Source organism: Streptomyces sp. NPDC058231 (assembly GCF_042882275.1).
GTDB lineage: Bacteria > Actinomycetota > Actinomycetes > Streptomycetales > Streptomycetaceae > Streptomyces.
In genome coordinates, this window is record NZ_JBHVWN010000047.1 from 20,282 (window position 1) to 45,476 (window position 25,195).

The 25,195-nt window shown below is 69.9% G+C and carries 26 protein-coding genes; 7 read left to right on the forward strand and 19 right to left on the reverse strand.

Annotation, left to right across the window (positions count from 1 at the left end):
• Positions 1-2: 2 nt before the first annotated feature.
• The 3 genes from ACFVXE_RS26640 to ACFVXE_RS26650 all read right to left on the reverse strand — a co-directional run bounded on the left by ACFVXE_RS26640 (position 3) and on the right by ACFVXE_RS26650 (position 2,073).
• Positions 3-746: an amino acid ABC transporter ATP-binding protein gene (locus tag ACFVXE_RS26640; RefSeq protein ID WP_389674786.1), complete on the reverse strand. Its 744-nt coding sequence runs from the start codon at positions 744-746 to the stop codon at positions 3-5.
• Positions 747-868: 122 nt separating this feature from the next.
• Complete coding sequence (locus ACFVXE_RS26645) at positions 869-1,309, reverse strand: DUF6278 family protein (RefSeq protein WP_389674787.1); 441 nt, start codon at positions 1,307-1,309, stop codon at positions 869-871.
• A 131-nt stretch (positions 1,310-1,440) separates the two neighbouring features.
• Positions 1,441-2,073: a TetR/AcrR family transcriptional regulator gene (locus ACFVXE_RS26650; RefSeq protein WP_389674788.1), complete on the reverse strand. Its 633-nt coding sequence runs from the start codon at positions 2,071-2,073 to the stop codon at positions 1,441-1,443.
• Between the two features lie 49 nt (positions 2,074-2,122).
• On the opposite strand from ACFVXE_RS26650, the gene ACFVXE_RS26655 reads away from it, so the two are divergent.
• Together ACFVXE_RS26655 and ACFVXE_RS26660 are read left to right on the forward strand one after the other, a co-directional pair.
• On the forward strand, positions 2,123-2,842 hold the full coding sequence (locus ACFVXE_RS26655; protein ID WP_389674790.1) for an SDR family oxidoreductase: 720 nt from the start codon (positions 2,123-2,125) through the stop codon (positions 2,840-2,842).
• A gap of 245 nt (positions 2,843-3,087) precedes the next feature.
• On the forward strand, positions 3,088-3,360 hold the full coding sequence (locus tag ACFVXE_RS26660) for a mycoredoxin (RefSeq protein ID WP_389674792.1): 273 nt from the start codon (positions 3,088-3,090) through the stop codon (positions 3,358-3,360).
• Between the two features lie 76 nt (positions 3,361-3,436).
• On the opposite strand, the gene ACFVXE_RS26665 is transcribed toward ACFVXE_RS26660, so the two are convergent.
• From ACFVXE_RS26665 to ACFVXE_RS26700, 8 genes are all read right to left on the reverse strand, one after another.
• Positions 3,437-4,216: an exodeoxyribonuclease III gene (locus ACFVXE_RS26665; RefSeq protein ID WP_389674793.1), complete on the reverse strand. Its 780-nt coding sequence runs from the start codon at positions 4,214-4,216 to the stop codon at positions 3,437-3,439.
• Positions 4,217-4,264: 48 nt separating this feature from the next.
• Positions 4,265-4,921 carry an MBL fold metallo-hydrolase gene (locus ACFVXE_RS26670; protein ID WP_389674795.1) on the reverse strand — a complete coding sequence of 219 codons (657 nt, stop codon included), beginning with the start codon at positions 4,919-4,921 and terminating at the stop codon, positions 4,265-4,267.
• A gap of 13 nt (positions 4,922-4,934) precedes the next feature.
• Positions 4,935-6,212: an alpha/beta fold hydrolase gene (locus ACFVXE_RS26675; protein ID WP_389674797.1), complete on the reverse strand. Its 1,278-nt coding sequence runs from the start codon at positions 6,210-6,212 to the stop codon at positions 4,935-4,937.
• Positions 6,213-6,618: 406 nt separating this feature from the next.
• Positions 6,619-8,709, reverse strand: a complete 2,091-nt coding sequence (locus ACFVXE_RS26680; RefSeq protein WP_389674799.1) for an MFS transporter — start codon at positions 8,707-8,709, stop codon at positions 6,619-6,621.
• Complete coding sequence (locus ACFVXE_RS26685; protein WP_389674801.1) at positions 8,706-9,185, reverse strand: MarR family winged helix-turn-helix transcriptional regulator; 480 nt, start codon at positions 9,183-9,185, stop codon at positions 8,706-8,708. The genes ACFVXE_RS26680 and ACFVXE_RS26685 overlap by 4 nt, the downstream gene beginning before the upstream one ends.
• Positions 9,186-9,260: 75 nt before the next feature.
• Positions 9,261-10,070: an SDR family NAD(P)-dependent oxidoreductase gene (locus ACFVXE_RS26690; protein WP_389674803.1), complete on the reverse strand. Its 810-nt coding sequence runs from the start codon at positions 10,068-10,070 to the stop codon at positions 9,261-9,263.
• A 51-nt stretch (positions 10,071-10,121) separates the two neighbouring features.
• Positions 10,122-11,078, reverse strand: coding sequence for an SDR family NAD(P)-dependent oxidoreductase (locus ACFVXE_RS26695; RefSeq protein ID WP_389674805.1), 957 nt, complete (start codon positions 11,076-11,078; stop codon positions 10,122-10,124).
• Positions 11,079-11,125: 47 nt separating this feature from the next.
• Positions 11,126-11,944: an SDR family NAD(P)-dependent oxidoreductase gene (locus ACFVXE_RS26700; protein ID WP_389674807.1), complete on the reverse strand. Its 819-nt coding sequence runs from the start codon at positions 11,942-11,944 to the stop codon at positions 11,126-11,128.
• 132 nt (positions 11,945-12,076) lie between these two features.
• On the opposite strand from ACFVXE_RS26700, the gene ACFVXE_RS26705 reads away from it, so the two are divergent.
• Positions 12,077-12,670, forward strand: a complete 594-nt coding sequence (locus ACFVXE_RS26705; RefSeq protein WP_389674808.1) for a TetR/AcrR family transcriptional regulator — start codon at positions 12,077-12,079, stop codon at positions 12,668-12,670.
• Positions 12,671-12,997: 327 nt separating this feature from the next.
• Here ACFVXE_RS26705 and ACFVXE_RS26710 read toward each other — a convergent pair whose 3' ends face one another.
• Entirely contained in the window at positions 12,998-13,378 is a 381-nt protein-coding gene (locus tag ACFVXE_RS26710; protein WP_389674810.1) for a hypothetical protein, read from the reverse strand.
• 157 nt (positions 13,379-13,535) lie between these two features.
• Positions 13,536-13,940: an ATP-binding protein gene (locus ACFVXE_RS26715; protein WP_389674812.1), complete on the reverse strand. Its 405-nt coding sequence runs from the start codon at positions 13,938-13,940 to the stop codon at positions 13,536-13,538.
• Positions 13,941-14,311: 371 nt separating this feature from the next.
• On the opposite strand from ACFVXE_RS26715, the gene ACFVXE_RS26720 reads away from it, so the two are divergent.
• From ACFVXE_RS26720 to ACFVXE_RS26730, 3 genes are all read left to right on the forward strand, one after another.
• Positions 14,312-15,178 carry a helix-turn-helix domain-containing protein gene (locus tag ACFVXE_RS26720; RefSeq protein ID WP_389674813.1) on the forward strand — a complete coding sequence of 289 codons (867 nt, stop codon included), beginning with the start codon at positions 14,312-14,314 and terminating at the stop codon, positions 15,176-15,178.
• Complete coding sequence (locus tag ACFVXE_RS26725; protein WP_389674815.1) at positions 15,175-15,426, forward strand: DUF397 domain-containing protein; 252 nt, start codon at positions 15,175-15,177, stop codon at positions 15,424-15,426. Before ACFVXE_RS26720 ends, ACFVXE_RS26725 begins: the two co-directional genes overlap by 4 nt.
• A gap of 82 nt (positions 15,427-15,508) precedes the next feature.
• A complete protein-coding gene (locus ACFVXE_RS26730) occupies positions 15,509-16,327 on the forward strand; it encodes an SAM-dependent methyltransferase (RefSeq protein WP_389674817.1) in 819 nt (272 codons plus the stop codon).
• Positions 16,328-16,731: 404 nt separating this feature from the next.
• Here the strand turns inward: ACFVXE_RS26730 and ACFVXE_RS26735 are convergent, their stop codons facing one another.
• The gene (locus ACFVXE_RS26735; RefSeq protein WP_389674819.1) at positions 16,732-17,565 is read right to left on the reverse strand and encodes a PIG-L family deacetylase; all 834 of its coding nucleotides are present in this window, start codon (positions 17,563-17,565) and stop codon (positions 16,732-16,734) included.
• Between the two features lie 393 nt (positions 17,566-17,958).
• Here ACFVXE_RS26735 and ACFVXE_RS26740 point away from each other — a divergent pair, with 393 nt between their 5' ends.
• The gene (locus ACFVXE_RS26740; protein ID WP_389674821.1) at positions 17,959-18,567 is read left to right on the forward strand and encodes a flavin reductase family protein; all 609 of its coding nucleotides are present in this window, start codon (positions 17,959-17,961) and stop codon (positions 18,565-18,567) included.
• Between the two features lie 101 nt (positions 18,568-18,668).
• Here the strand turns inward: ACFVXE_RS26740 and ACFVXE_RS26745 are convergent, their stop codons facing one another.
• The 5 genes from ACFVXE_RS26745 to ACFVXE_RS26765 form a co-directional block, all read right to left on the reverse strand.
• Entirely contained in the window at positions 18,669-20,912 is a 2,244-nt protein-coding gene (locus ACFVXE_RS26745; protein WP_389674823.1) for a serine/threonine-protein kinase, read from the reverse strand.
• Positions 20,913-21,175: 263 nt separating this feature from the next.
• Entirely contained in the window at positions 21,176-22,000 is an 825-nt protein-coding gene (locus ACFVXE_RS26750) for a hypothetical protein (RefSeq protein ID WP_389674825.1), read from the reverse strand.
• Positions 22,001-22,077: 77 nt separating this feature from the next.
• On the reverse strand, positions 22,078-22,725 hold the full coding sequence (locus ACFVXE_RS26755) for an RNA polymerase sigma factor (protein ID WP_389674827.1): 648 nt from the start codon (positions 22,723-22,725) through the stop codon (positions 22,078-22,080).
• Between the two features lie 680 nt (positions 22,726-23,405).
• Positions 23,406-24,002, reverse strand: coding sequence for a hypothetical protein (locus ACFVXE_RS26760; RefSeq protein WP_389674829.1), 597 nt, complete (start codon positions 24,000-24,002; stop codon positions 23,406-23,408).
• Positions 24,003-24,015: 13 nt separating this feature from the next.
• Positions 24,016-25,179: an ROK family glucokinase gene (locus tag ACFVXE_RS26765; RefSeq protein WP_389674830.1), complete on the reverse strand. Its 1,164-nt coding sequence runs from the start codon at positions 25,177-25,179 to the stop codon at positions 24,016-24,018.
• Positions 25,180-25,195 lie beyond the last annotated feature (16 nt).

Below are 25,195 nucleotides of genomic sequence, written 5' to 3' on the forward strand. Positions count from 1 at the left end.
CGTCAGTGCTTGAGGATCTTGGACAGGAAGTCCTTGGCCCGGTCGGACTCCGGGGCGGTGAAGAACGCCTCCGGGGTGCGGTCCTCGACGATGCGACCGTCGGCCATGAAGACCACACGGTTGGCGGCGGACCGGGCGAACCCCATCTCGTGGGTGACCACGACCATGGTCATGCCCTCCCTGGCGAGCTGCTGCATGACCTCAAGCACCTCGTTGATCATCTCCGGGTCGAGCGCCGAGGTCGGCTCGTCGAAGAGGAGGGCCTTGGGATCCATGGCCAGTGCGCGGGCGATGGCCACCCGCTGCTGCTGACCACCGGAGAGCTGCGCAGGGTACTTGTCGGCCTGGGAGGCGAGCCCGACCCGCTCCAGCAGCTCCCGGGACCGCTGATCGCACGCGTCCTTCTTGCGCTTGCGGACCTTGAGCTGGGCGAGCGAGACATTGGCCAGGACCGTCTTGTGCGCGAACAGATTGAACGACTGGAAGACCATCCCGACTTCGGCCCGGAGCTGCGCGAGTCCCTTGCCCTCCTCCGGGAGCGGCCTGCCGTCGATGGCGATGTGACCCGACTCGATCGTCTCAAGCCTGTTGATGGTCCGGCAGAGCGTCGACTTGCCGGAGCCGGAGGGGCCGATGACCACCACCACCTCGCCGCGGCCGACGGTGAGATTGATGTCCTGCAGTACGTGCAACTTCCCGTAGTACTTGTTTACGTCCCGCAGTTCGATCAACGGATCGACGGCCATACACTGCCCTACCCACTTGTCGCTGTGTCGAGGTCAGCGCAAACTATCCATCCCGGCAAGGGACTTAACACCCGACACGCATAAACACGGCATAAGGCGTTTTATTAGGTTTCAGCGAGCCGCTACCCCTCTGCTGACTCCGCGTAGACCTGCGAGAGCTCGGGGCTGCCCGCCATCGCCCAGTCGAGCCCGGCCTCGACGACATCGATCTCCCGGCCGGAGGCGAGCCGGACCACCGGCTGCCCGCTCGGCCAGATGTGCCAGACCGCTCCGGGGACGTTACGCACCAAGACGGTGCCGAGGTACAGCCCGGCGTCGTTACCCAGCCAGGGCAGCTCCTCGGGGTCGTCGCGCCAGCGGGGCGGCAGCTGGTCGAGCGCTGTCAACGAGGCCGGGGTGTCGTCGAGTTCGAGCCCTCGCTGCCCCACCCGGACACGCAGCAGCTCGCACTCGGCAAGCAGCTCGGCCACGCCCTCCGGGTCGGCCTCGACGGCGGCCGCGAGGCCCGCCCCACGCGTACCGTCGCGACGCTTGAGCCAGGTGTCCAGAAAGGGGAGCTTCATACCACTCAGGGTCGCATCCCTGCCCGGTTGCGCACCACAGGGCGCGCGGCCTGTCGTTCGAGTGCTGAACCGGGTGCGCGCGCCCACCGGCGCGCCGCCGCGCGCGCCGCCCGCGACCGGCCGCCCACCGGTCAGGTGCGCCCGCCCCGGCCGGCGGGCGGCGACCCGCGCCCCAGGTCCGGCGCGAGAACGGCCAGCAGTTCGTCCGCGAGTCCACCCTCGACCGGCCGTGCGGTCAGGACTCGGTACCAGAGTGTGCCGAACACCAGATCCAGCACCGTGGACGGCTCCGGCTGCGCCGGCAGATCGCCGCGGTGCGCCGCCCGGTCGAGGATCACCCGGAGCGCGTCGCGGCGCCGTTCGAGGAAACCGGTGCGGAACCGCTCGCCGAACTCCGCGTCGATCTGGGCCTCCGCCATCAACGCGCGCAGGACGTCGGTGACCTGACGATGCCCCGCGAGCCTATAGGTGTCCGCCAGGAACGCCCGCAGATCGTCGCGGTACGAGCCGTGGTCCGCGGTCGTGATGTACAGCTCGCCCTTGGCCGACAGGGCATCGAGAAGGACATCGGCTTTCGACCGCCACCAGCGGTAGATCGTCTGCTTCCCGCAGCCGGCCCGGGTGGCGATGCCTTCGATGGTCAGGCCCGCGTAGCCGACCTCGCCGATCAGTTCGAACGCGGCGACCAGGATCGCCCTCCGGCTCTCCTCGCTGCGCCTGCGCCCGGGACGGGCCGCGGTGGGGGGTGTGCTCTCCGTCGACATGGTGCTAGCTTAATACGAGACGCCACGGTTCGAATTAGAGGATGAGGTCATGTCTCAGCGCACCGCCCTCGTTGTCGGGGGTACTTCCGGGATCGGACTCGCCACGGCCCGGCTGCTGCACCGGCGCGGTACGACGGTCCACGTCGCCGGCCGCTCCGAGGACCGCCTCGACGCGGTCGCCGCCACCGATCCCGAGCTGACAGGTCACCGCGCCGACGCCGGGAACGCCGAGGAGATCGGCGCACTGATCGAGTCCATCGGCACCATCGACTGGCTGGTGCTGACCCTCAGCGGGAGCGACGGCATCGGCCCGGTCGCCGAGTTGGACCTGGAGGTGTTGCGCGGAGCCTTCGACGCCAAGTTCTGGGCGCACCTCACCACGATCAAGGCAGCCCTGCCGCATCTGGCGAAGGACGGTTCGATCACTCTGCTCGGCGCGATCACCGCCCGCGCCGGCCTGCCGGGGACCTCGGGCGTCGCCGCCCTCAACGGCGCGGTCGAGTCCCTCGTGAAACCGCTGGCCACGGAGCTCGCTCCGGTCAGGGTGAACGGGGTGTCGCCCGGAGTCGTCGACACCCCGTGGTGGAACGGGATCCCCGACGAGGCCAGGCAGGCCTACTTCGCGCAGGTCGCCGCCGCGCTGCCCGCCCGGCGTGTCGCCACCGCGGAGGACATCGCCGAGGTCGTCGTACTCGCGGCTACCAATGCCAACACCACGGGCACGGTCATCGAGTCCGACGGCGGAGCGCGACTGGTGTCCCTGGCCTGATCCGCCGGCAGTGCCCCGTGACGCGGACCCCTGTGCCGCTGGGGCTTCCGGGCAGTCGGCGTCACCGGGGCACCGTCCGTGCATGACGCCCCGCCCGGCGCTGAACGGGCGGGGCGGTCCGAGTCTTCGCAAGCAGCCAGCAAGCGGGACAATGACAGGAATCACCGTATCGGCGACCACTGACAACGGTCCCCGGCCGATCTGAGATGCTCTCGCCCACACGTACGCGTACGGGAGGGGAAGACATGACCGAGGACCGCGACGGCATGGTCGTCTACTGGCGGCCGGGCTGCCCGTACTGCATGAAGCTGCGCCTGCGGCTCCGCTTCTCCCGGCTCGCCTACACCGAGGTGAACATCTGGCGGGATCCCGAGGCCGCGGCGTTCGTCCGCTCGGTCGCCGACGGGAACGAGACCGTGCCGACGGTGTCCGTGGCCGGGCAGGCGATGGTCAACCCGTCCAAACGACAGGTGCTGGAGGCGGTCCGGGCCCGCGCGCCGCATCTGGAGACGTCGTAGGTCCGGCCCGGCCGGGCGGGGCGGCGGTCAGGATCCCGTGGTGCGACGCGGCCGGCCGTACGTCACCGGCCCCGGGTCACAGGTCGAGGTCCACGACCACGGGGGCGTGGTCGGAGGCACCCTTGCCCTTGCGCTCCTCGCGGTCGACATAGCTGTCCTTGACCGCGGCGGTGAACGGGGCGTTGCCGTAGACCAGGTCGATCCGCATGCCCTTGTTCTTCGGGAAGCGCAGCTCGCGGTAGTCCCAGAAGGTGTACGGACGGTCGTACTTGAGCGGTCGGGGCATCACGTCCGACAGCCCTTCCGCACGGAGCGTGGCGAGGGCCGCACGCTCGGCGGGGGTGACATGGGTGGCACCCTCGAACAACGCCGGGTCCCAGACGTCCTCGTCGGTCGGGGCCACGTTGAAGTCGCCGAGTACCGCGAACGGCTGCGAGCCCGCGGCGTCCGCGGCAACCGCCTTCTGCAGCGCCTCGAACCAGCGCAGCTTGTACGCGTAGTGCTCGTGGACGACCTCGCGGCCGTTCGGCACGTAGACCGACCAGAGGCGGACCGGGCCACAGGTCGCCGAGATCGCCCGGGGCTCCTGCACGCCCTCGTACTCCGGTCCGCCGGGCAGCCCCGTGACGACGTCGGACAGACCGGCCCTGGAGACCAGCGCGACCCCGTTCCACCGGCCCGTGGCGTTGACCGCGGACTCGTAGCCGAGCTCGCGCAGTTCGTCCGACGGGAACTGCTCGGCCGTGCACTTGGTCTCCTGGATGCACAGCACGTCCGTGCCGGTGCTCTCCAGCCAGGCCAGCAGCCGCGGGAGGCGGGCGGTGATCGAATTGACGTTCCACGTGGCGATGCGCATGTACGTAAACCTAGCGGCTCGCACTGACAGTCGCCGGACCGGCGCCGGTCACAGGCCGGTCGAGTCCCCCGGGGTGAGCCGGGCGTGGTCGGAGCCGCCGAGGCCGCCGATCTGCCGGTCGTAGATCGGGCGGGCGAGATCGGTGAGCAGCGCGTCGTGGATGTCGATGGCGCGGCGTGGCTTGACCTCGCGTACGTAGTCGATGACCTCGGAGATCTTGTTCCAGGGCGCCATCACCGGGAGCAGCAGGGTGTCGACGGGGTGGTCGGGGACGGTCAGCGCGTCGCCCGGGTGGAAGAGTGAACCGTCCACCAGGAAGCCGATGTTGGTGATCCGCGGGATGTCGGGGTGGATCACCGCGTGCAGCTCGCCGTGCACCTGCACGTCGAATCCGGCGGCGGAGAACGTGTCCCCGTGGCCGACCGTGTGGACCCGGCCGGGGAAGGCCGCCGCGAGCTGATCTGCGACGCTGCGCAGCGTCCAGATCTCGGCGGCCGGGTTGGCCTCCATGCCGGCCCGCAGCCGCTCCTCGTCGAAGTGATCGGCGTGCTCGTGCGTCACCAGCATCACGTCGGCGCCGAGCGCCGCGTCCTGCTCGGAGAAACCGCCCGGGTCGATGACGAGCGTCCGCCCGTCCCTCTCCAGACGGATGCAGGAGTGCGTCTTCTTCGTCAGTGTCAGGTGCACGGGGCTCTGGGCGCTCATGGTGGACATCCTGCTACGGACGGGGCGTGGTTTCTTCCTGAATCACGGACTGGGCGATGGTGAAGGCGGCGCCCGCGGCCGGTATCCCGCAGTAGACGGCGGTCTGCAGCAGCACTTCCTTGATCTCCGCGGGGGTCAGCCCGTTGCGCAGGGCGGCCCGGATGTGCGGGGCCAGGCCGTCCAGATGGCCGGAGGTGACCAGCGCGGTGAGCGTGACGCAGCTGCGCGTGCGGCGGTCCAGGCCCTCGCGGCTCCAGGTCTCGCCCCAGGCGTAGCGCGTGACGAGCTCCTCGAACTCGCCGGTGAAGTCGTCGGCCGCGGCCATGACCGCGTCGACATGGGCGTCGCCGAGCACCTCGCGGCGTACCTTCATGCCCGGTCCGTACGGGTCGGCGCGGCCGCCGGTCACGGCCCCCGGCTGATCGGCGGCGGGGGCGATCTCCGCGATGGGCAGTACCGGGGCGGAGTACGCGGGGCCGGATCCGGGGACGGGGATGGCGGCGAGGGTGTCCTGCCAGCTCGTCGAGAAGTGCGTGAGGAGCAGGTCCGTGACGGCTCCGGGCTGCTCGACCGGAGCGAGGTGCGAGACCCCGGGGACAAGGGCGAGCCGGGCGTCCGGGATGCCCGCGACCAGGGTGCGGGCCTCGGCCGGTCCGGTCACCTTGTCCTCGGCGCCGACCAGGACGAGCGTCGGGACGCCGAGGCGGCCGAGCTCGGGACGGATGTCGAAGGCGGCGAGGGCTTCGCAGGCGGCGATGTAACAGCCGGGGTCGGTGGTGCGGACCATCTGGACGGCCCACTCCACGATGGCGTGCTGAGTCGCGGCGAAGCCGGGGGTGAACCAGCGTTCCGGTGCGCTGCGGGCCATCGGCTCCAGGCCGTTGGCCCGGACGATCACTCCGCGCTGGCGGAACTCGTCGGCGCTGCCGAACCTGGGTGAGGCGGCGACCAGGGCCAGCGAGGCGACCCGGTGGGGGTGGCGCAGCGCGAGGTCGGCGCCTATCGCGCCGCCGATGGAACAGCCGGCATACCCGAAGCGCTGGACGCCGAGGCTGTCGAGGGTGGCGAGCAGCCGGTCGGACAGTTCGGCGACGGAGGTGGCCGGGTGGGCGGGGGCACCGCCGTGGCCGGGCAGGTCGAAACGGAACACCCGCCAGTGCTGGGAGAGCTCGGGTATCTGCCGGTCCCACATGTGCCAGGTGGTACCGAGGGAAGGGCCGATCACCAGGGTCGGTGCGTCTTCTGGCCCGTCAAAGCGGTATTGCAGGGTGTTCGGTGGTGTCTCGCTCACCCGCTAGACCCTCTCATCTCTCACCACAGCCCCCATGAGCGGGGTCCTGGCTGCGCGAATCGGCCCGCAGGCGGGTGAACACGATGCGGTGGAGCGCGGCGTGGGCCTGACGGTCGCCACCGCGGTTGAGGCGATCCGCTACCTCGATGCGTCCTGGGCCGGAGTCCGCCCCGGCAACAAGAATCCGGCGGGCGGCACGGCCACGGCAGGACCGGCACGGCGATCCCTGGCTCAAGGCCGCCCTCGGCCGGGCAGCAGTCTCAGCCGCCCGGACCAAGGACACCTACCTCGCCGGCCCCTCCCGACGGACCGTCGCCCGGCTCGGCAAGAAGCGCGCCCGAGTGACCCTCCGGACAGAGGGAGCTGCCTGACGACGGCCAAGGGAACGGGACGGTGGACTTTCGAATCAGGCGGCCTTGAGGAGTTCGGCCAGCTGGGCCGTGTCGATCAGGTGGGCGCGGGACGGGAACACCTTCTCGATCAGGACGCGGTCGACCTCGGGGTCGTGGTCGGCGACGCCGTCGGTCAGCACATACACCTGGTAGTCGCGGTCAGCCACGTCCATGAGGGTGGACAGGACGACACCACTGGTGCTGATCCCGGAGAGGACCAGCGTCTCGATGCCGCGCTCGCGCAGCAGCTCGTGCAGGTCGGTGGTGGAGACCGCGCCGAAGCGGACCTTGCGGACGACGATGTCGCCGTCCTCGGGGGCGATCCGCTTGTCGAACTGAGTGGTCTCGTCCTCGTGGTGCATCATCTTCGCCGCGCCGACACCGCTGAACGTCTTGTTCGTCGCCGGGATCGAGCTCCAGTCGTCCTCGGCGAAGGCGACGCGGACGTAGCCGATGGTGCCACCGACGGCGCGGATGCCGGCTATCGCGCCCTTGACCCGCTCGATGAGCGCGTCCGGCTCGGCGACGGACTGGACGATGCCGTTCTGGAAGTCCATCGCCAGCAGGGCGGTCCGCTTGGGGTCGATCGTGGGGAGGGCAGGGGTGATCATGCGTGCTTCTCCTTGCGGGGGGTTTGTCGCTGCGTTTGCAGTGGTGTCGGAGGTGTGGTCGGAGACGTCGGTCTCATGGTCCGCGGCGCGGGCCATCAGGCGACGGTCTAGGACGGTCAGGAGCAGGACGACGACGCCCGCCGCGACCAGAACGAGGCCGAGGCTGTGCAGACCGCCGTCGCTCGCCCCGTCGTGGAAGACGATGCTGCCGATCACGGACGAGGCGATGGTCCCGAGGTACCCGAAGGTCCTGAAGAGGCCGGCGGCGGTGCCGATCTGGTCGGGCGGAGTCGCGACGTAGAGGGCGGTCTGGTTGCCGACCGTGGTGGCGGCCGAGGCGACACCGAAGATCAGCGAGACCAGAACGATCGCGATCGCCGGGCTGTGCGAGGTGAGCAGCATGATGCCGGCCGAACCGAGCAGCATGGTCAGCGCCGCGGTGATCAGCGGTCCGCGGACCAGGTTACGGCGCGCGAGGGGGCGCGAGAGCAGCGCGGAGACGGCGCCCATCGGGAGCAGCAGGAGTCCCGCCTGCACGGTGGAGTAGCCGTGTGCGGCCTGCATCCACTGCGTCATGCCGTACATGACGGTGTAGGTGCCGAGGAGGGTGAGGGCCTGGCGCAGATAGGTGCGGGTGAGCGCGCCGTTGGCGGCGAGGCCGCGGAGGTCGAAGAACGGCCTGTTCGCGCGCAGCTCCCACCAGACCGTGGGTACGGCAGCCACGACGAAGACGACGAGCGCGGCCCACGTGGGCTGCGGGAGGCCCATCAGGAAGACGACCAGTGCGGTCGTCGTGGCGGCGAAGCCGATGATGCCAGACAGGTCGATCCGGTCGGCGATCGTACGGAAGGTGCTGTCCGCGCGGTCCAGCGGCGGGTCCTCGGGGAGCCAGCGCAGGGCCATGAACAGGGCGATCAGGGTGACCGGGAGGTTGATGTAGAAGGCCCAGCGCCAGCCCGCGGCGCCGACCAGGAGTCCGCCGATGGGCGGGCCGATGGCGGCGGTGGCCATGCCGGCGATGGCGAGTCCGCCGAGGACGCCGCCCGGCGGGGCGTCGAGGCCGCTGTCCTGGGCGCGGCGCCGGATCATCACCATGGCGCAGGGGAAGGCCGCCGAGGTGCCGATGCCGATCAGGACACGGGCGGCGGTCAGCGTCGCCAGGTTCTGGCCGAAACCGCCGACCAGGCCGCCGAGCAGGACGAGGACGATGCCGGAGAGGAAGACGCGGCGCGGGCCGAGCACCTCCGCCAGTTTCCCGGCGGTTGGCTGGGAGACGGCGCTGGCCAGGTAGAGCGACGAGACGAGGACCGCGGTGGCGCCGATCGAGACATTGAGTTCGGCGGCGATGGGGACCATGGCGGTCGCGATGATGGAGCTGTTGATCGGATTGAGGGCCGAGCCCACGTAGAGCGGAGTGGTGAAGGGCCAGGCGAAGGGTTTGTGCTGCGGATCGTGCGCCGGGGCTTCGGCGGTGCCGGCTGCGGTCGATCTCATATGCCGCCGCCGCTGAGGTCGGCCTCGGCGAGCCGCTCCAGGAGTTCGATGGCCTTCTCCACGTCGTTGCGCTCGGCGGGGGCGACCACCTGGTCGATGGCGCGCGCCAGGAACGAGGCGCGGCCCGCGAGAACCCGGTCGATCATCTCGTTCGCGGAGGCGTCGGCGCTGATCAGCTTCTTGCGGCCGTCCCGCGGGTCGGGCTCGGCGTGGACGAGGCCGGCCGCCTTGAGGACGGCCAGGCTCTGTGCGATGGCCTGAGCGGTGACGTGCTCCAGCGCGGCGAGCCGGGCCGCGGTGACGGGGCCCTCCCGTACGACGCTCGCCAGTACGCCGAGCTGCGTGACCGTGAGACCGGTCGCGTTCTGCCCCGACTCCGCGCGCAGCCGCGCGCGCAGCCGTGTCATCGCGTCCTGGAGATGCTGCGCGGTCGCGGCAGACATTGTGGTCTGCCGCGGCCGGGGGGTCGTGTTCATGCCCCCATCGTAAAACTCGACAAGTAACTTTGCCAAGTTACTTGTCGAGTTTTCGTGCGGAGTCCCCGTCGGGCGTCAGTCGGTACCGACGGTGACGGACTCCCAGCGGGCGTACTCGTCCATCAGATCGGAGAACCGGCCGCGCGCCATCTCCAGGCCCGCGGTGGCCAGGGCGAGGTGGAGCGGGGGCTCGTCGATGCAGGTGATGTCGGCGACGGCGGCCATCGACTTGACGAGGTCGCCGCGGACCGCGTCACCGTCGAACCGCGCCATGGCCTCGTACGAGGACGCGTAGTCCGCGATGGTCCGGGAGGGCAGCTTCGAGTTGTCGGTGAAGCCGGTGTCGAAGCCTGCGGGCTCGACCAGGGTGACGCGGATGCCCAGCGGGGCGACCTCCAGGGCCAGCCCCTCGGTCAGGTTCTGGACGGCGCTCTTGGAGGAGCAGTACACGGCCATCGTCGGCAGGCTGACGTGGCCGCCCATGGAACCGATGTTGAGGATGTGACCGGATCCGCGCTCCCGCATGTGCGGGAGGACGCCGTGGAGGACCTGGACGATGCCGATCACATTGGTCTCGTACTGGGCTCGGAGATCATCGATGCCGACCTCCTCGACCGTACCGAGCTGTCCGTACCCGGCAGCGTTCACTACGGCGTCGATGGCACCGAAACGCCCGATGCCCTCCTTGATCGCCTGCTCGATGCTGGCGGCGTCGGTGACGTCGAGGTGCGTGACGAGGGTGTTCGGCTGGTCGGCGAAGGCCGGGTTGGCCTTGCCGGTGTTGCGCATGGTGGCCACGACGTTCCAGCCGCGTGCGGCGTACTCGAGGGCGACGGTTTCGCCCATGCCGGTCGAGGCGCCTGTGATGAGAACGGTCTTGCTCACGGAACTTGCTCGCTTTCGCGGGACGCTGCCCGCCGAGTGCTTGTGTTCGGTTCAGCGGATGAGGTCTTCGGACACGGTCCACAGCCGGTCTGCGATGTCCGGGTCGAGGGCGTACGGCGCGACGCCGGCGGTGGCGCCGGCCCGCTCTGTGACGGGGGTGGCCTCCGCGCAGTCCTCGTAGTAGCGGCCGGTGACGCCTTCGAGCGTCGGTGAGGCGGCCAGCAGGACCGAGGTCGCAGCGCCCTGTTCCACCGTCTTGCCCGGCGGCAGTGCGAGATCGCCCGATGCGATGACGGCGGCCACCTGTTCCATGTCCATGTGCCGGGCCAGGGACGTGTCGGCGATGTTTCCCGGCATCAGCGCGTTGGCGGTGATGCCGTCGTTCGCCCATCGGTGGGCGGCGCCGACGGCGAAGAGGGCGTTGGCGGTCTTCGACTGTCCGTAGGAGGTGAACGGGTCGTAGGGGCGGAAACGGTAGTCCAGGTCGTCGAAGACCACGGGTGAGAAGAGGTGGCCGAGGGAGCTCACCGCGACGATCCGGGCGCCGTTCGCCGCCGCGAGCGCCGGGTGGAGGCCGGCGGCGAGGGCGAAGTGGCCCAGGTGATTGACGGCGAACTGCCATTCCCGGCCGTCGGGGGTGCGGACGATCTGCGGTGGGGCCATCACCCCGGCGTTGTTGACGAGGATGTCCAGCGGGCCGTTCCAGGCCGCGACGAACGCCGCGACCGTCGACCGGTCGGCCAGGTCGAGCCGGCCGACCGCCAACTTTCCGGAGCCGGACGGCAGTTCCACTTCCAGACGGGCCGCCACCTGCGCACCCGCGTCGGTGTTCCGCACCGCCAGGGTGACGTCCGCGCCTGCCGTGGCGAGTGCGCGGACCGTTTCCACGCCGATCCCGGAACTGGCTCCGGTGACCACGGCGCGGCGGCCGTGCAGGTCGACGCCGTCGATCACCTCGGCGGCCGTGGTGATCGCGCTGAATGCTCGGGTGGTCCGAGGTGCGGACATGAGATGCCTCCTGAAGTAGGTGGAGTGGGTACCCCGAGGGGGGCGGGTCAGCCCTGTGCGGTCCGGGAGACGTGCTGCCAGTCGGCCCAGGTCTTGAGGCGCTCGGCGTAGAGGGGCTCGATGACCTCGATGGGTTCGGTGCCGAACAGCACGCGCAGCGGCGGGTTCTGGGCATCGACGACCTGCAGCAGGGCGGCTCCGGCGTCACCCGCTTCGGCGTACCGTGCTTCGCCGAAGCGGGACGCGATGGCCTCCCGGACCTGGTCGTAGGCGGGGTTCGGTACGGCCTGCACGGCGGAGGAGCCGCCCCAGTCGGTGGCGAAGCCGCCCGGCTCGACAATGGTGACCTTGATCCCGGCGCCGGCCACCTCGTGGGCGAGGGCCTCACTGAAGCCTTCGAGCGCCCACTTGGAGGCGTGGTAAGCGCCGAGCGACGGGAAGGCGGCGACCCCGCCGACGGACGAGATCTGCACGATGTGGCCGCTGCCCTGCGCGCGCAGGACCGGCAGTGCGGCCTGGGTGACCCAGAACGCGCCGAACAGGTTCGTCTCCATCTGGTCGCGCAGCTGCTGCTCGCTGACCTCCTCGATCATGCCGAACATGCCGTAGCCGGCGTTGTTGACGACGACGTCGATGCGGCCGAACTTCTCGTGCGCGGCGGCCACTGCGCTGGTGACGGCGGCCTTGTCGGTGACGTCGAGGGCGAGCGGCAGGACCGTCCCGTCGCCGTACCTGGCGACCAGGCCGTCGAGTGCGGCCACGTTCCTGGCGGTCGCGGCAACCTGGTCACCGCGCTCGAGTGCCGACTCGGCGAACGCCCGGCCGAGGCCGCGGGACGTACCGGTGATGAACCAGACCTTGCTCATGACTTCTCCTGGGGGCTTCCGGGGCAGTTCCCCCGGCGTTGACTCCACCGTAACGCACAAAGTTAGACGCGTCCAAAAATGTATGGATCCATAATTACATCCGTCCACAAAATGGGCCGTAGGATGGCCTCCATGGGAGGAACCAGAGGGACCATGAGCCTGCGGGAGCGCAAGAAGCTGGCAACCTGGCGGGCCATCCGGTCCGCCGCGCTGCAGCTCTTCGAGGAGCAGGGCTACGAGGCCACGACCGTCGAACAGATCGCGGACGCGGCGGACGTCTCGCGCGCGACGTTCTTCAACTACTTCGCCGGCAAGGAGGCCGTCGTCGCCGATCAGGACCCCGAGGAGCGGCGCGAATGGCAGGCGCTGATGGACGACCGCCCCGCCGGCGAGCCGCTGTGGGACTCGCTCGCCGCGATCATGACGGGATTCTGCGAGAGCCTGCGGGAGACCTTGCCGCTGCACCGACGCCTCAAAGCGAAGTCGCCCGCCTTCGCACAGTCCGCGCAGAGTTTCGCCGCGCAGTTCTTCACCGACCTGAGGCGGTGGGTGGCCGCCCGTGCTGCCGCATCCGACGAGCTGACCCCGGCCCTCCAGCTGAACCTGGCACTGGCCGCCACCAACACCGCGTACGAGACCTGGCGCGAGGACGAGTCCTTCGACGGATTCCTGCGCCGCCTCGAACGCTGCCTGAGCCAGGCGGGTCCCGGAACCCCGACCGGCTGACCGGTTGCGTCGTCGGCGGCGGACTCCTGTGGCCGGTGTTCTTGTGCAGATGGCCTCACCACCAGGGAGTCGACCATCGCACGAAGGACCCCCTCAGTGTCGGGCGAGGCGGTCAAATGGCGCGCAGCGACGGGCCAGGCGTAGCGGCCGTCCGAGCCGGTAGTGGGGCGCGGCCGAGGCCCGTCCTCGCGCTCGGCGTGCACGGTGACGCCCGCCACCGGTCGTCCGCACGGAAGACACCTCCGGACCGCGGAACCGGTGCCTGGGGCCGAGCCGCGAACTCGAACAACGCCGGCGCATCCTGCATCCGGACATCGCCGCGCGGGATCACCGAGCCTCCACGCCCCTCGCCGACAGAGGCGCCCAGGTGTATCGGACCCGGACACCCTGGTCGCGTAGCCAGGCGGCCTCGCGGTGCCGGAGTTCGCGCGCGGACTCCGGGGCGATGGCGCTGGGCCAGCGGACGAGTACCGCGGTGACGCGGCCCGTCTGCGCCAGCTGCCTCACCCGCCGCCACCCTCTGCGCTGGGCCGGGTCGGGCTCACCGTAGGTGTCGGTGACGACCTCGGCGATCGTCAGTCCGCGCTCGCGGGCGAACGCCCGGCCTTCTGTCTGCGCGCGCTGCGCGGCTTCCCCGGACGCGCCGCGGGCTCGATCGGCGCATACGTACAGCACGACGGGAGATGCGGTTTCACCGTGGGGGGTCATGGGCGCCTTCTGTAGGGGGATCGAGGAGGAGGGGTTCCTCGCCGCGCGAAGGGATGCAGCGAGCCCGTGCGGTCGCTGCCGGGAAAGGCGCCGTGTTCGGCGCCGTGTTCGGTGTCGTGTTCGGTGTCGTGTTCGGTGTCGTCCGATGCCCACGACATCAGGGGTGGGCCGTCAACTCTGCCCAGACAACCTTTCCTTCGGCCCACGTCGAGCGTGCGCAGCCCCAGCTGTCCGCGAGTTGCCGGACGAGGAGCAGCCCTCGCCCGCTCTCCTCGCCGGGGCCGGCGTGGTGCTCGGGCTGGCGGACCGGAGTGCTGCACTCGTCGTGGAGTTCGATGCGCAGGCGCCGCTCGTCGCCGGTCAGCGTGAGGCCGCACAGGACATGACCGCTGCCGGTGTGGAGTACGGCGTTCGTGGTCAGCTCGGAGGCCAGCAGCACCGCGTCGCAGCACGTCTCGCCGGGCAGCTCCCAATCACGGAGCCGGTCGCGCACGGTGTCGCGGGCGGATCTCGCGCTGGTAGGCAGGGCGGGCAGGCCGAACCAGTACTCCCGGCGAGGCACCGTCCTGACTAAGGCGGGGGTCGAGGCCGAGGCTGAGGGCGTGGACAGAGTCACGGATGTCGCCTTCCAGCGCCTACCGGGGGGACGGGCGCGGTGAGGGGATGCGGGCTGCAGCTCGAGCAGTGAGAGGTGCATGCCGAGGCAGACACCCGGCGGCGGGGTGCCGACGACACCATCGGCATCACGCGTCCCCTCCGGGCCGGATCCTGCGCCAGAACTGTGACTTGACCGCTCACACAACCACTATGCGCGTGATCGGACTCACGCTGCAACCGACTCCCTGATAATTTCAGCACCACGGGTATCACCCTGGTGTCGACATCAAGTCGGTGTCACAATGCACCTGTTGACGGACCCTCAGGAGGTTGGGCGTGAGCGAAGCCCGTCCCGGCACCAGCGCGCCGACAGTCCTGCGCCTGATCCTCGGCCGCCGGCTGCAGGAAATGCGGATCGGCGCCGGTGCCTCGCTGGAGGACGCGGCAAAGGCGCTGCGCGTGAAGACCCTGACGATCCGCCGGCTGGAGAAGGCCGAGGTCGCGCTGAAGCCTCTCTACGTGGAGAAGCTCCTGGAGACCTTCGGCGCGGACCGCCAGGAGATCGACGAGTTCGTCGACCTGGCCGAGCAGGCCAACAAGCCCGGGTGGTGGCACTCCTATCGCGATGCCGTCCCCAGCTGGTTCACCGCCTACGTCAGCCTGGAGGCCGGCGCCAAGACCCTCCGCACGTATGAACCCCAGTACGTCACCGGCCTTCTGCAGACCCCCGACTACGCGCACGCCGTGCTGCGCGGCGGGTTGCCGAACGGCAGCGAGGAAGAGCTCGCACGCCGCGTGGAGCTGCGGCTTCGCCGCCAGAGCCTGCTGGAGCGGGAGAACGCCCCCACGTTGTGGGTGGTCATGGAGGAAGCTGTCCTGCACCGGAGGGTGGGCAGCCCTCAGGTGATGCGAGAGCAGCTCGAGCGGCTCCTGGACATCTCCGAGCTCGCGCACGTCAGCCTCGACATCGTGCCCTTCACGGCGGGTGCGCACATCGGAGCGTGCGCCCCGTTCACGTATTTCCGGTTCGAGGAACCCGAGTTGCCCGACATCGTCTACAGCGAGCTCCTGTCCGCCGCCGTCTACCTCGACCAGCGCGCGGACGTCGTGTCCCATCTCGAGGCGCATTCCCGTATGGCGCTGCAGACATCGTCCGAGGACAGCAAGGCGCTCCTGAACCACATGCGCAAGGAGTACTCATGACGATCACCGGCGAGGCCATCTACAACGGCATGCCGGCCCGCGACCTCGGGGAGCAGGGCTGGGAACGCCCCTGGAGCGGGCCGAACGGCGGTCAGTGCGTCGAGACGAAACAACTCACCGACGGCCGCGTGGCCGTTCGGCAGTCGACCGACCCGGCCGGGCCGGCGCTGATCTACACGCCGGAGGAGATCGCCGCGTTCGTCCGCGGGGTCAAGGAGGGTCTGGCCGATCACCTGACCGCCGGGTGAAACGGCGGTGGGCAGAAGGGACAACGACACCGGTCCCACACCTGGCTTCCGGGCCGACAAACATACAGATGAAGGGGCGAACATGACCACCAGGCAGACCGGCCGGGATCTCGACACGAGCAGGCCGCACTCGGCCCGGATGTACGACTACCTCCTCGGCGGCAAGGACCACTTCGAAATCGACAAGGAAGCGGCCCTGGTCGCGGCCGAGGCCCACCCCGGCCTTTACCTGACCGCCCGCGAGAACCGGGCGTTCATGCAACGGGCCACCCGTGTGCTGGCGCAGGAGCACGGTATCCGCCAGTGGCTCGACATCGGCACGGGCATCCCGACCGAGCCCAACCTGCACCAGATCGCCCAGTCCGTGGTGCCCGAGGCCCGCGTCGTGTACGCCGACAACGACCCCCTCGTCCTCAAGTACGCCGAACGCCTCATGCGCAGCACGACACAAGGACGCACGGCCTACGTCCAGGCCGACGCCACCGACCCCGATGCGCTGATGCGCGCCGTGGAGGACTCGGGGGTCCTGGACTTCGACCGGCCCATCGCCCTCTCCCTCAACGCGCTGATGCACTTCATCACCGAGCCGCACGACCCGTACAGCATCGTCCGCCGACTGCTCGACCCGCTCCCGGCGGGCAGCGTGCTCGCCATGAACCACTGCACGCCCGACTTCGACCCCGACACCTGGAACCAGGTCGCGGAGGTCTACACCAACTCCGGGACTCCGGTGAATTTCCGTTCGCACAGCGACATCAGCCGCTTCTTCGACGGGCTCGACCTGATCGACCCCGGCATCTGCTGCTGCCACCGCTGGCGTGCCGCCGAACCCGCCCCGGGCGAGCCGGAGATCACGGACGCCCAGATCAGCCTGCTGGCAGGCGTAGGCATCAAACGCTAGCCGGAAAGGCCCGACTGCGCAGCGTCGGGACCCTTCCGACCTGTGCATTCGCAAGATCGGCGACTGGTGACAGGCCACCGGCTGCATGTGGGACCGGAAAAATGATCGGCTCCGTCCCGCATTCGGTGGTGACGGTGCGTTCTCCTTGCTGGAGGAGGATGCGGTGGCGGAGGAGGTCGCATCCTGCTCGGCCGTGCATCCGGCGCATGATTGGAGACCGCTGAAGATCTCGCTCTGACCGCCCGACTCACCCCGGATTGACGGTAGATGTCAATCGCCAAGAACCAGGGTGAGCCATGCGCGACTTCAAGCTCTTCAGGACACTTCCAGCCTCCGAGCCCGTGCCCCGCTCGATCGCGCCGTGCGGCCGATGAGCCTTCCCGGGCCCCGGTCGGACGAGCGGATCAGCGCAGTCCGGCGAAGAGATCGTTCTCGGGTACGGCCGCGCCGGTGGCGTCCTTGACACGTACGAAGGTCTCCGTGCCCATGAACTCGCCGAACCTCTCCTTGCCCATCTTGAGGAAGAAGATGTTCTCGCCCTGACTGGCGTGCGCGGCCAGCGCATCGAACTTCTGACCGCTGAATGCGGTGGTGTCGACCCACGTGGTGATCTCGTCGTCGGGGAGGCCGATCTCGGCCATCGCGGCGGCCTCAGCAGGATCCGGCTCCGGCATGTCCTCATGAAACTCGCGCATGGTCTCCCCGAACCGCTGCATCATCGAGCGGGGCATCGTCGTCCAGTACACCTTCGGTATCAGCGCGGTCATCTCCAGCGCGGCCATCGTGATGCGGTGGGCCTGGATGTGGTCGGGGTGGCCGTAGAAGCCGTTCTCGTCGTAGGTGACGACCACATCGGGCCGGTAGTGCCGCATGAGTTCCGCAAGTCGGGCGGCGCCTTCCTCCACGGGGGTCTGCCAGAAGGATCCGGGGGCGTCGTTGCTCGGCCAGCCCGTCATCCCGGAGTCGGCATAGTCCAGCATCTCCAGATCGCTGACCTTCAGGACGTCACAGCTCGCCTTGAGCTCTTGACGGCGCATCAAGGCGACCGCCGCCGGATCGTGCCCGGGATCGCCCGGCTTGACGCCCCCTGCTCCGTCACCACAACCGCCGTCGGTACACGTCACAAGAACTGTGCGGATGCCTTCCGCCGCGTACCGCGCGAGGACCCCTCCGGTTCCGGTGGCCTCGTCGTCGGGGTGGGCATGCACTGCCATGAGGGTCAAGGGTCGGTCGGTCATGAATCAGTCCTCCTGCAGAAATACGTCTTGGTCCGAGTGCGCGGCGGGAGCACCGCGATCCTGGAGCCCGGATCCCGGTGGGGCGGACGACCCCATGGTCACCGTGTTCCCCGCCCGCGCGGCGCCGGTCCCTCGGTCGATGCAACCGCGCCGGCCGGACCTGCTGTTCCCGGCGCAGCCAATTGGCCTTCCAGGCGTCTTCCACGCGAACGAGGTACAGACGCGACCTGACACCGTCCTCGGACCGACCGGCAGCAGGTGAAGGAACACGGTCGCTCCGCCAGGGCAGGACCAGGCTCGCCCTGGCTGCACAGCTCCGGTGAGTGACAGGGGAAGCGCTGCGCACGCTGCATCGCTCCGACGGGTCACGTCGCGCCAGCGATACTGTCTGTCATGCGTATCGACTACGACCCCGAGTACACGGACCGGGGATCCTTCTACAGGCTGCTCACCGCGGTGGTGGTGCCCCGACCGATCGCCTGGGTATCGACCGTGACGGGAGACGGCAAGACCGCCAACCTCGCACCGCACTCGTTCTTCACCGTCGCCTGCACCGACCCGCCGATCGTGCAGTTCACCTCCGTCGGGCGCAAGGACACCCTGCGCAATGTCGAGGAGACCGGCGAGTTCGTCGTCAACTTCGCATCCGAGCCGCTCTTCGCGCAGATCAACGCCACCGCGACGGACTTTCCGAGCAAGGAAGGTGAGTTCGACGCGGTGGGGGTCGAGCGGGAACCTTCACTGCGGGTGAAGCCACCTCGGGTGACCTCCTCGCCGGTGGCGCTGGAGTGCCGGCTGCACGCAACACTGTGTCTGGGCAATTCAACGGTGGTCCTCGGACGGGTCGTACACGCAGCGGTGCAAGAGGACGTGCTCGTCGACGGACACCCGGAAATCCACCGGCTGCAACCGCTGTCCCGGCTCGGAAAGAACGAGTGGGGCACACTCGGCGAGGTCAAGGACCTGGCGCGTATCCCGTACAGCGACTGGCAACGGGACTGAGAGCACATCGGGGGTGACGGTGCAGCCCCGCCGGCCCAGGCAGAGGGATTCACCCTCACTGAGACCGGCCGGCAAGTGGAGGGCGCCCGGTGCCGCCGAGGTCAGCCCGACTTCGGCGGCCGCTGCGCGTCGAAGGCGAAGAGAGTGTTCTTGGCCGCGGCCACGATCACCACACGCCCCGCAACGGTCACGCGCGGGCTTGCGCCCTGCTCGCCCGTCAAACCATCGGCCTGCGGATCTGTTGTCCACAGGGGTTTGCCGTCGTACGGCGAGAGCGCGACCACCCGGCCGGTGGCCGAGCTGAAATACAGCGCGTCGGCTCCCGCAACGGGACCCGACGCGCCCTCCACGCCCGTCTGCCGCGACCACTTCTTCCGCCCGGTCGCGGGGTCGAGCGCGGTGACGAGACCGGTCTGCCCACTCACGTAGACGGTGCCGTCCGCCATGCCGGGCGTCCCCGCGTATGTCTTGGCCAGTCGGGAGTACGAGACCTTCCGCGAGGACGGGTCGACCCGCGCCACCCCGTCGTAGCCTGCCTGCGCCGTTCCCTCCATGTGCCCATGAAGGAGTACGAGCCTGCCGTTGGCGACGCCCACCGGCACCGCAGGGCCGTTGACCGCGATGGGCCTGCCCAGTGCCCCCGAGGCGCGGTCGACCGTGTACAGGGTGGGGTGGCGCACCTCCAAGACATCCACCTCCGCGTTCGTCGCGCACATCGCGAAGAGCTGCGGGCCCACCTGGACGGGAGCGCACTGCGTACCCGCGGGGAACGGCGTCGTCCAGGTGACCTCACCGCTGTGAGCGTCCCGGGCCTCGAAGCGGGAGTTGGAAGCGTCGACCGTCACGACGGCGGAGCCGACCACAATGGCGTCCTGAGTGCGACCCGTGACGGCCGTCGACTGGGCGCCGGACGGTACGGACCACAGCTCCCGGCCGTTGTTCGCGTCGACGGCCACCACCTCGCTGGGCGGGTCCTGCGGGGCGTCCTGGGCGGCGAAGCGGTAACCGAGCACCGTGTCGTCGGTGGCGCCCACCAGGTGCATGCCCTGGACGGGGACGCCCGGACTCTTCGCCGTCCACACCCGCGAGCCGTCCAGGGCCCTGATACGGGTCGCGACGACTCCGCCGCCCCCGCAGAACAGTGCGTCGCCGCGCGCGACGCAACGCAGCTCGTCGGGGATGTCCTCGCGACCGCCCTGCACGGTCTTGCGCCACGGCTCGAAGCCGTCCGGGAGTGCGGCACCCGGCGCTGCAACGCTGTTGCCCTGGTCACCGCCGCTGTTCCACCCGAAGCCGCCCACCTTCAGCGCGGCGACTCCCCCGCCGATGGCCGCCACCGCGACCGCGGCCGCGAGCACAGGCCGCCATCGGCGGCGCAGACGGCGGCCGATGGGGGTGCCGGTGCTCCCTGTGCCGGGACCGGCCGGGGCGGTGGTCGGGGCAGTCGGCGCCGGGGTGGCCCGCGTCGCGAAGTGATGCTGGGTGATCATGTCGCGGGTACGGCCCGCGCCGGCCCCGTTCGCGCCGGTCCCGCCGAGGTCGGCCGGCAGGTCCCGCAGCAGCACGAGGAGTTCGTCCGCCGAGGGGCGCCCCTCGGGCTCCTTGTCCAGACACGACTCGACGACCGCGCGCAAGGCCACCGGCACGGCATCCAGCGACGGCTCCCCGTGCACCACCTGATACGCCGTCATGTACGGGCTGTCCGTGTCGAAGGGCCCGTGACCCGTCACTGCGTACACCAGCAGCGTCCCCAACGAGAAGACATCGGACCGCGGGCCCACACCACGCGGTGCCTGCAACTGCTCCGGCGACATGAAGGGCGGCGTGCCGATGACCCGCCCTGTCATCGTCAGCGTCTGCTGGTCCACGGCGCGCGAGATGCCGAAGTCGATGACGCGCGGGCCCTCGGGCGAGAGCACGACGTTCGAGGGCTTCAGGTCACGGTGGACGACCCCCACCCGGTGGATGTCGCGCAGCGCCTCCGCCAGCCCGATGGCGAGCCTCCTCAGCTCCGCTCCGTTCAGCGGGCCCTTCGTGGCGATGCGCTGGGCGAGCGTCTGCCCCTCGATATAGGTCGTCGCCATCCACGGCTGCTCGGCCTCAGGGGCAGCGTCGACCACGGCGGCGGTGAACGCGCCGCTCACCCGCCTCGCCGCCGCCACCTCCTGCCGGAAACGGATGCGGAACTCGTCGTCCCCCGCGAACTGCTGGTGGATCAGTTTGATCGCGACGGGTCGCCCCGAACTCGTACGGGCCAGAAAGACCGTGCCCATGCCACCCGAGCCGAGCCGAGCCTCAAGCGGATAACCGCCGATCTCGGCTGGATCACCTCCGCGCAGCGACACTCTTCCCGACCTCCCGTCCCCCGTGCACCTGTGCCACCACGGGCCTGCCGTACCTGTCCTGCACACAAACTAGCCGCAGGGCAGTACGGCGGAGCGACGCGGGTGACGAACAGGGGGACCGGGACTGCTCCCGTGCCGCAGACGACGAAGCCTCACCAAGAGGACACACCAGCCCGCTTGACCTCCAGCTTTCACGATGAACACCACTCAGTGCCGCCCCGGCACATCGCCGGGGCGGCACTGAGGTCAGCCGAAGGGCCGACTTACTGCTCGTCGGTGAACTGCGGGTCCTTCTTCTGGTTGTAAATCTCCGCGCCGGATGCGTTGTAGGCATGGACGTAGGGGCTGGGGCCGGCATAGTGCGGGCCGGGGTTGTCGATGGAGTGAGCCGCCGCGTAGACGAACGCGCCGCCTGCCATGACCGCCGGGTACTGCTTCGGGTTGTCGCCGTAGCTGATGGTGATCTTGGTAATGTCGGATGTGTAGTGCCCGGCGCCCAGCATGAGGCGCTGCCCCTTGTCGGCGGGCGCGCTTGTGGAGTCGAAGTACTCGATCATGTGACCGGTGCCCCACAGGCGATTGTTGATGAACGTGGGCGGGGAGTCCTGGCTGGTGCCCTTGTCGCCCTTCGACTCGCATTGCACGTACTGATCGGCCGAGTCGACGGCGATGACCACGCCGTCCCGGTCCTGCGAGGCGATGGGTGCGCGGACCGCGACCACAGCGTGGAATCGCGATGCATCCGAGCCCAGGCAGGAGGCCAGGATCTTGGCGACGGTCCCGGCGTCGATCGGGGTCGTCGTTCCGCTGGTGATGGAGAATGCGTCCGGGCCGGAACTCTCGCGAGCCGAGGCCGACGCCGAGCCGGCTCCGGCCGACGCGGAGCCGTGCGTCGGGCTCGGACTCGGTGACGCGGCGACGCTCGTCGGGTTTCCGGCGGGGTCGGCGAGAAGCGGCTTGGCATCCCCTATCCCACTGAAGACGGCCACGGCCGCGACGCTCATCGCCGCAACGCCGCCGGCGACGCCTAGTGGCACTCCCCACCTGCGTCGCAGCGAAGCACGGTTGTCCTCTGGGCCGATCTTCATCAGTAGCTCCTCTCGGGTCCGCCGGTGGTTCGGCAGATCACGATCGGAAGGAGCCGCAGGAATTCCCTGCGTGTGATTCATCGTGCGACCTCTTCCGCGTTGACGGGATTCATCGAACTGAATGACGCCGGAGCCGCAGCTCCGCCAACGAGGTCGACCCCCAGCCTCCGCCGCGCCCGGTGCAGTCTGGACTTCACGGTTCCGACCGCCACCCCCAGCGTTGCCGCAGCCGCCTGCTGATCCAGGCCCGACCACACGCAGAGTTCGACGACGTCGCGTTCGTGGCGCGGCAGCCGAGCCAACGCCCGGTGGATTTCCGACATGCGACGCTCGTCGTCGACCAGGCCGGCGACGCGATCCGCGTGGTCGCCCACCGGCTCGTCATGCGAGACGAGCCGGCGCAGCAACGCCTCGGCCCGCCTCAGCCGCCGCCTGGTGTTCGACAGCAGGCGGTCGGCGATGCCCAGCAGCCACGGCAAGGCCGAGTCGCGGTCAAGCACCGTCTCCGATCGCCGACGCCAGGCGTGCAGGAACACGGTCGACGTGAGGTCTTCGGCTTCGGACCAGTCGGCCGTGCGCCGGAACAGGTGGTTGTAGACGGTCTTCCCATGACGGTCGAACATCCGACCGAACGCCTCCCGGTCGCCGTCGACAGCCCTCGCCCACAGTTCTCGGTCAGATATCCCTCCGACCGGTACGGCGGGACCAGCATCGTTCAGTTCCATGCTCTATACGTGTCCGGCAACCGGCCGAAGGTTCCCGCTGAGCCAACATCGCTCCGACGGGCCCGTCAAAGCGGTTTGCTGGGTGTTCGGTGGTGTCGCGATCGCCCGACCTCCGTACGCCGGACTCGAGGTCCAGCACGCCTGCGTCCGCTCCCGCACGGGACATGGAGGCCGGTGGTCCGGGCGAAGGGGCCGGGCGCGGAATGCCCGGCCCCCGGGACCCTCACCTCCCGGCACGCGCCGCCCGGAGGATTCGTGAGCCGGAGGCAGAGCTCGGCCGCCTGACCGGCGACGAGCCGGGGCGCTCCACGGACGAGGGCGAGCGCCCGGGTCCGGCTGTGCCCGCAGCGGAAGTGGTCGGCGACGACGAGGATGCAGCACGGGACCGGACCGGGCCCGGAACAGCGGCTGCTCGGGCTGTTCGTACGACGCGGCCGCCGCGGTGCGCGGTACGGGTCCGCAGGCCGGGCCCGGGCTGCGCGCCCGGCGCGCCCGGCGAACGGTTCCACCGGCTGCGGGCCCCGCACACCGGGGAAGGGTTCCGCGGCCGGCGGTCCCGGGAGCGGCTACGCCGGTGGTGCGGACCGCGGCCCCTGGAAGGACTGCGCCGACTGCCGGGTGTTCGTCTCACTCACGTCGCGCACTCGCTCCAGGTGGGTGAGCACCGTGTCGGAGTGCGGTCAGGGGGTCGCCGCGGAAACGACATAGACGACAGGAGCGGCCGGGTCGGTCATGTCGACGGTGATGTCCTGGGTGGGGCGCGGATCCTTGTTGATGTGCTTCGCGCCCGCCCAGGCGACGTCGGAGCCGAAGAACCAGCCCGCGACCTCGGAGTCGCGGGCGCCGACGGTCACCTCGCCGTCCTTCAGTGCCGCCCGGCCGCTGCCGAGCCGGCTGAGGAACCGGTCGAGCCCCGCGGACGACGTGCGGAACTGCATGTACATCCGGCTGGCTTTCCAGTTGTTGGTCTCGTAGTACTGGACCTCCTGGGCGTTGCCGGGGACCGGCAGTTCGAAGATCCGGCGCTGCATGCGGGAGGGCCAGCCCTCGCGCATCCCCAGGGCGGCAGCCTCGGCCTCCTTGTCCTGGCCGGACCGGCGGCTCTGCCCTGCGGAGATCAGCAGGTAGCCGGCCGGGACGCCGATCAGCAGCACGATGATGGTCGCCGTGATCAGCCGCCGGCGGATCATGCGGCGCCGATCCTGCGGGCGCCTGCCGCCGTCCTCGTCGGGCGGCGAGGACTGGCGCGGCACGACGGGGCGCTCGGCTGTGGTCATGTTCTCGAAATCCCTAGGGGGTGCGGGTGTTGCGCGTGGCACGGATGGTGCTCGCGGCCTGGTCGTAGATCTGCGCGTACCGCTCGTACCGCTCGACGCGCCGGCGGTTGGTACGGCGGAACCTGCGGGCGACCAGCCGGGCCAGGTCGGCGGCGCCGACCATACCTGCCTCCGGGCCGAGCTGCGCCTTCGCGATCCGGGCCTCGGGGCGGTAGCCACGGCCGGTGAGATGACGCTTGAAGGCATCCCTGGCGGGACCGATCAGCAGATCGTCGGCGGCGCTGACGCCGCCCCCGATGACGAAGCAGGAGGGGTCGAGCGCGGCGGCCAGGTTGGCGATGCCGACGCCGAGCCACTGGCCGATGTCCTGGAGGAGCTCGATGCACATCGCGTCGCCCTCGCGGGCAAGTTCGGTGATGAGCGGCCCGGTGATCTCGGGGATGTTCCCTTTCACGCGCTCGATGATGCCGTGGGCGACCGGGGAGTCCGCGACGGCCAGTTCCCTGGCCTCGCGGACCAGGGCGTTGCCGGAGCTGTACTGCTCCCAGCAGCCGCGGTTCCCGCAGGGGCAGCGGTGCCCGCCGGGCACCACCTGCATGTGGCCGAACTCACCGGCGACGCCGTACTTGCCGCGCTTGACCCGGCCGTCCTCCAGGATCGCGCCGCCGATGCCGGTGCCGAGCGTGATCATGACCAGATGGTCCTCGCCACGGCCGGCACCGAACCGCCACTCCGCCCAGGCGGCGGTGTTGGCGTCGTTGTCGACCATGACGGGGACGACGAGCCGGGAGGCGAGGGCGTCCCTGAGAGGTTCGTCGCGCCAGGCGAGGTGCGGGGCGAACAGGACCTTGGAGCGGTCCGCGTCGACCCAGCCCGCCGCGCCGATGCCGACGGCGTGCACGTCGTGCCGGTCGGAGAGGTCGAGGACCAGTTCGACGATGGTGTCCTCGACGACCTTGGGGCTCTTGGACTTGTCCGGCGTCTCGGTGCGCAGCTGCTCCAGGATGTTGCCGTCGGCGTCGACGACGCCGGCCATCACCTTCGTGCCCCCGATGTCGATGCCGACGGTGGGCACCCGGGGCGCGGTGAGGTGCGAGCGCCGCTCACGGGTGCCGACGGTCCGCAGGACGGTGGCGCGGGCGGAGCCGCGGTGTGTGAAGTCGCGGTACGTGCTCATCGTCCCTGCGGGGTCT

Bases quoted from the DNA above. Each gene is read 5' to 3' on its own strand.
- ACFVXE_RS26640 (WP_389674786.1), bottom strand. From the start codon at position 746: ATGGCCGTCGATCCGTTGATCGAACTGCGGGACGTAAACAAGTACTAC.
- ACFVXE_RS26645 (WP_389674787.1), bottom strand. From the start codon at position 1,309: ATGAAGCTCCCCTTTCTGGACACCTGGCTCAAGCGTCGCGACGGTACG.
- ACFVXE_RS26650 (WP_389674788.1), bottom strand. From the start codon at position 2,073: ATGTCGACGGAGAGCACACCCCCCACCGCGGCCCGTCCCGGGCGCAGG.
- ACFVXE_RS26655 (WP_389674790.1), top strand. From the start codon at position 2,123: ATGTCTCAGCGCACCGCCCTCGTTGTCGGGGGTACTTCCGGGATCGGA.
- ACFVXE_RS26660 (WP_389674792.1), top strand. From the start codon at position 3,088: ATGACCGAGGACCGCGACGGCATGGTCGTCTACTGGCGGCCGGGCTGC.
- ACFVXE_RS26665 (WP_389674793.1), bottom strand. From the start codon at position 4,216: ATGCGCATCGCCACGTGGAACGTCAATTCGATCACCGCCCGCCTCCCG.
- ACFVXE_RS26670 (WP_389674795.1), bottom strand. From the start codon at position 4,921: ATGAGCGCCCAGAGCCCCGTGCACCTGACACTGACGAAGAAGACGCAC.
- ACFVXE_RS26680 (WP_389674799.1), bottom strand. From the start codon at position 8,709: ATGAGATCGACCGCAGCCGGCACCGCCGAAGCCCCGGCGCACGATCCG.
- ACFVXE_RS26685 (WP_389674801.1), bottom strand. From the start codon at position 9,185: ATGAACACGACCCCCCGGCCGCGGCAGACCACAATGTCTGCCGCGACC.
- ACFVXE_RS26695 (WP_389674805.1), bottom strand. From the start codon at position 11,078: ATGTCCGCACCTCGGACCACCCGAGCATTCAGCGCGATCACCACGGCC.
- ACFVXE_RS26700 (WP_389674807.1), bottom strand. From the start codon at position 11,944: ATGAGCAAGGTCTGGTTCATCACCGGTACGTCCCGCGGCCTCGGCCGG.
- ACFVXE_RS26705 (WP_389674808.1), top strand. From the start codon at position 12,077: ATGGGAGGAACCAGAGGGACCATGAGCCTGCGGGAGCGCAAGAAGCTG.
- ACFVXE_RS26710 (WP_389674810.1), bottom strand. From the start codon at position 13,378: ATGACCCCCCACGGTGAAACCGCATCTCCCGTCGTGCTGTACGTATGC.
- ACFVXE_RS26725 (WP_389674815.1), top strand. From the start codon at position 15,175: ATGACGATCACCGGCGAGGCCATCTACAACGGCATGCCGGCCCGCGAC.
- ACFVXE_RS26730 (WP_389674817.1), top strand. From the start codon at position 15,509: ATGACCACCAGGCAGACCGGCCGGGATCTCGACACGAGCAGGCCGCAC.
- ACFVXE_RS26735 (WP_389674819.1), bottom strand. From the start codon at position 17,565: ATGACCGACCGACCCTTGACCCTCATGGCAGTGCATGCCCACCCCGAC.
- ACFVXE_RS26740 (WP_389674821.1), top strand. From the start codon at position 17,959: ATGCGTATCGACTACGACCCCGAGTACACGGACCGGGGATCCTTCTAC.
- ACFVXE_RS26750 (WP_389674825.1), bottom strand. From the start codon at position 22,000: ATGAAGATCGGCCCAGAGGACAACCGTGCTTCGCTGCGACGCAGGTGG.
- ACFVXE_RS26755 (WP_389674827.1), bottom strand. From the start codon at position 22,725: ATGGAACTGAACGATGCTGGTCCCGCCGTACCGGTCGGAGGGATATCT.
- ACFVXE_RS26760 (WP_389674829.1), bottom strand. From the start codon at position 24,002: ATGACCACAGCCGAGCGCCCCGTCGTGCCGCGCCAGTCCTCGCCGCCC.
- ACFVXE_RS26765 (WP_389674830.1), bottom strand. From the start codon at position 25,179: ATGAGCACGTACCGCGACTTCACACACCGCGGCTCCGCCCGCGCCACC.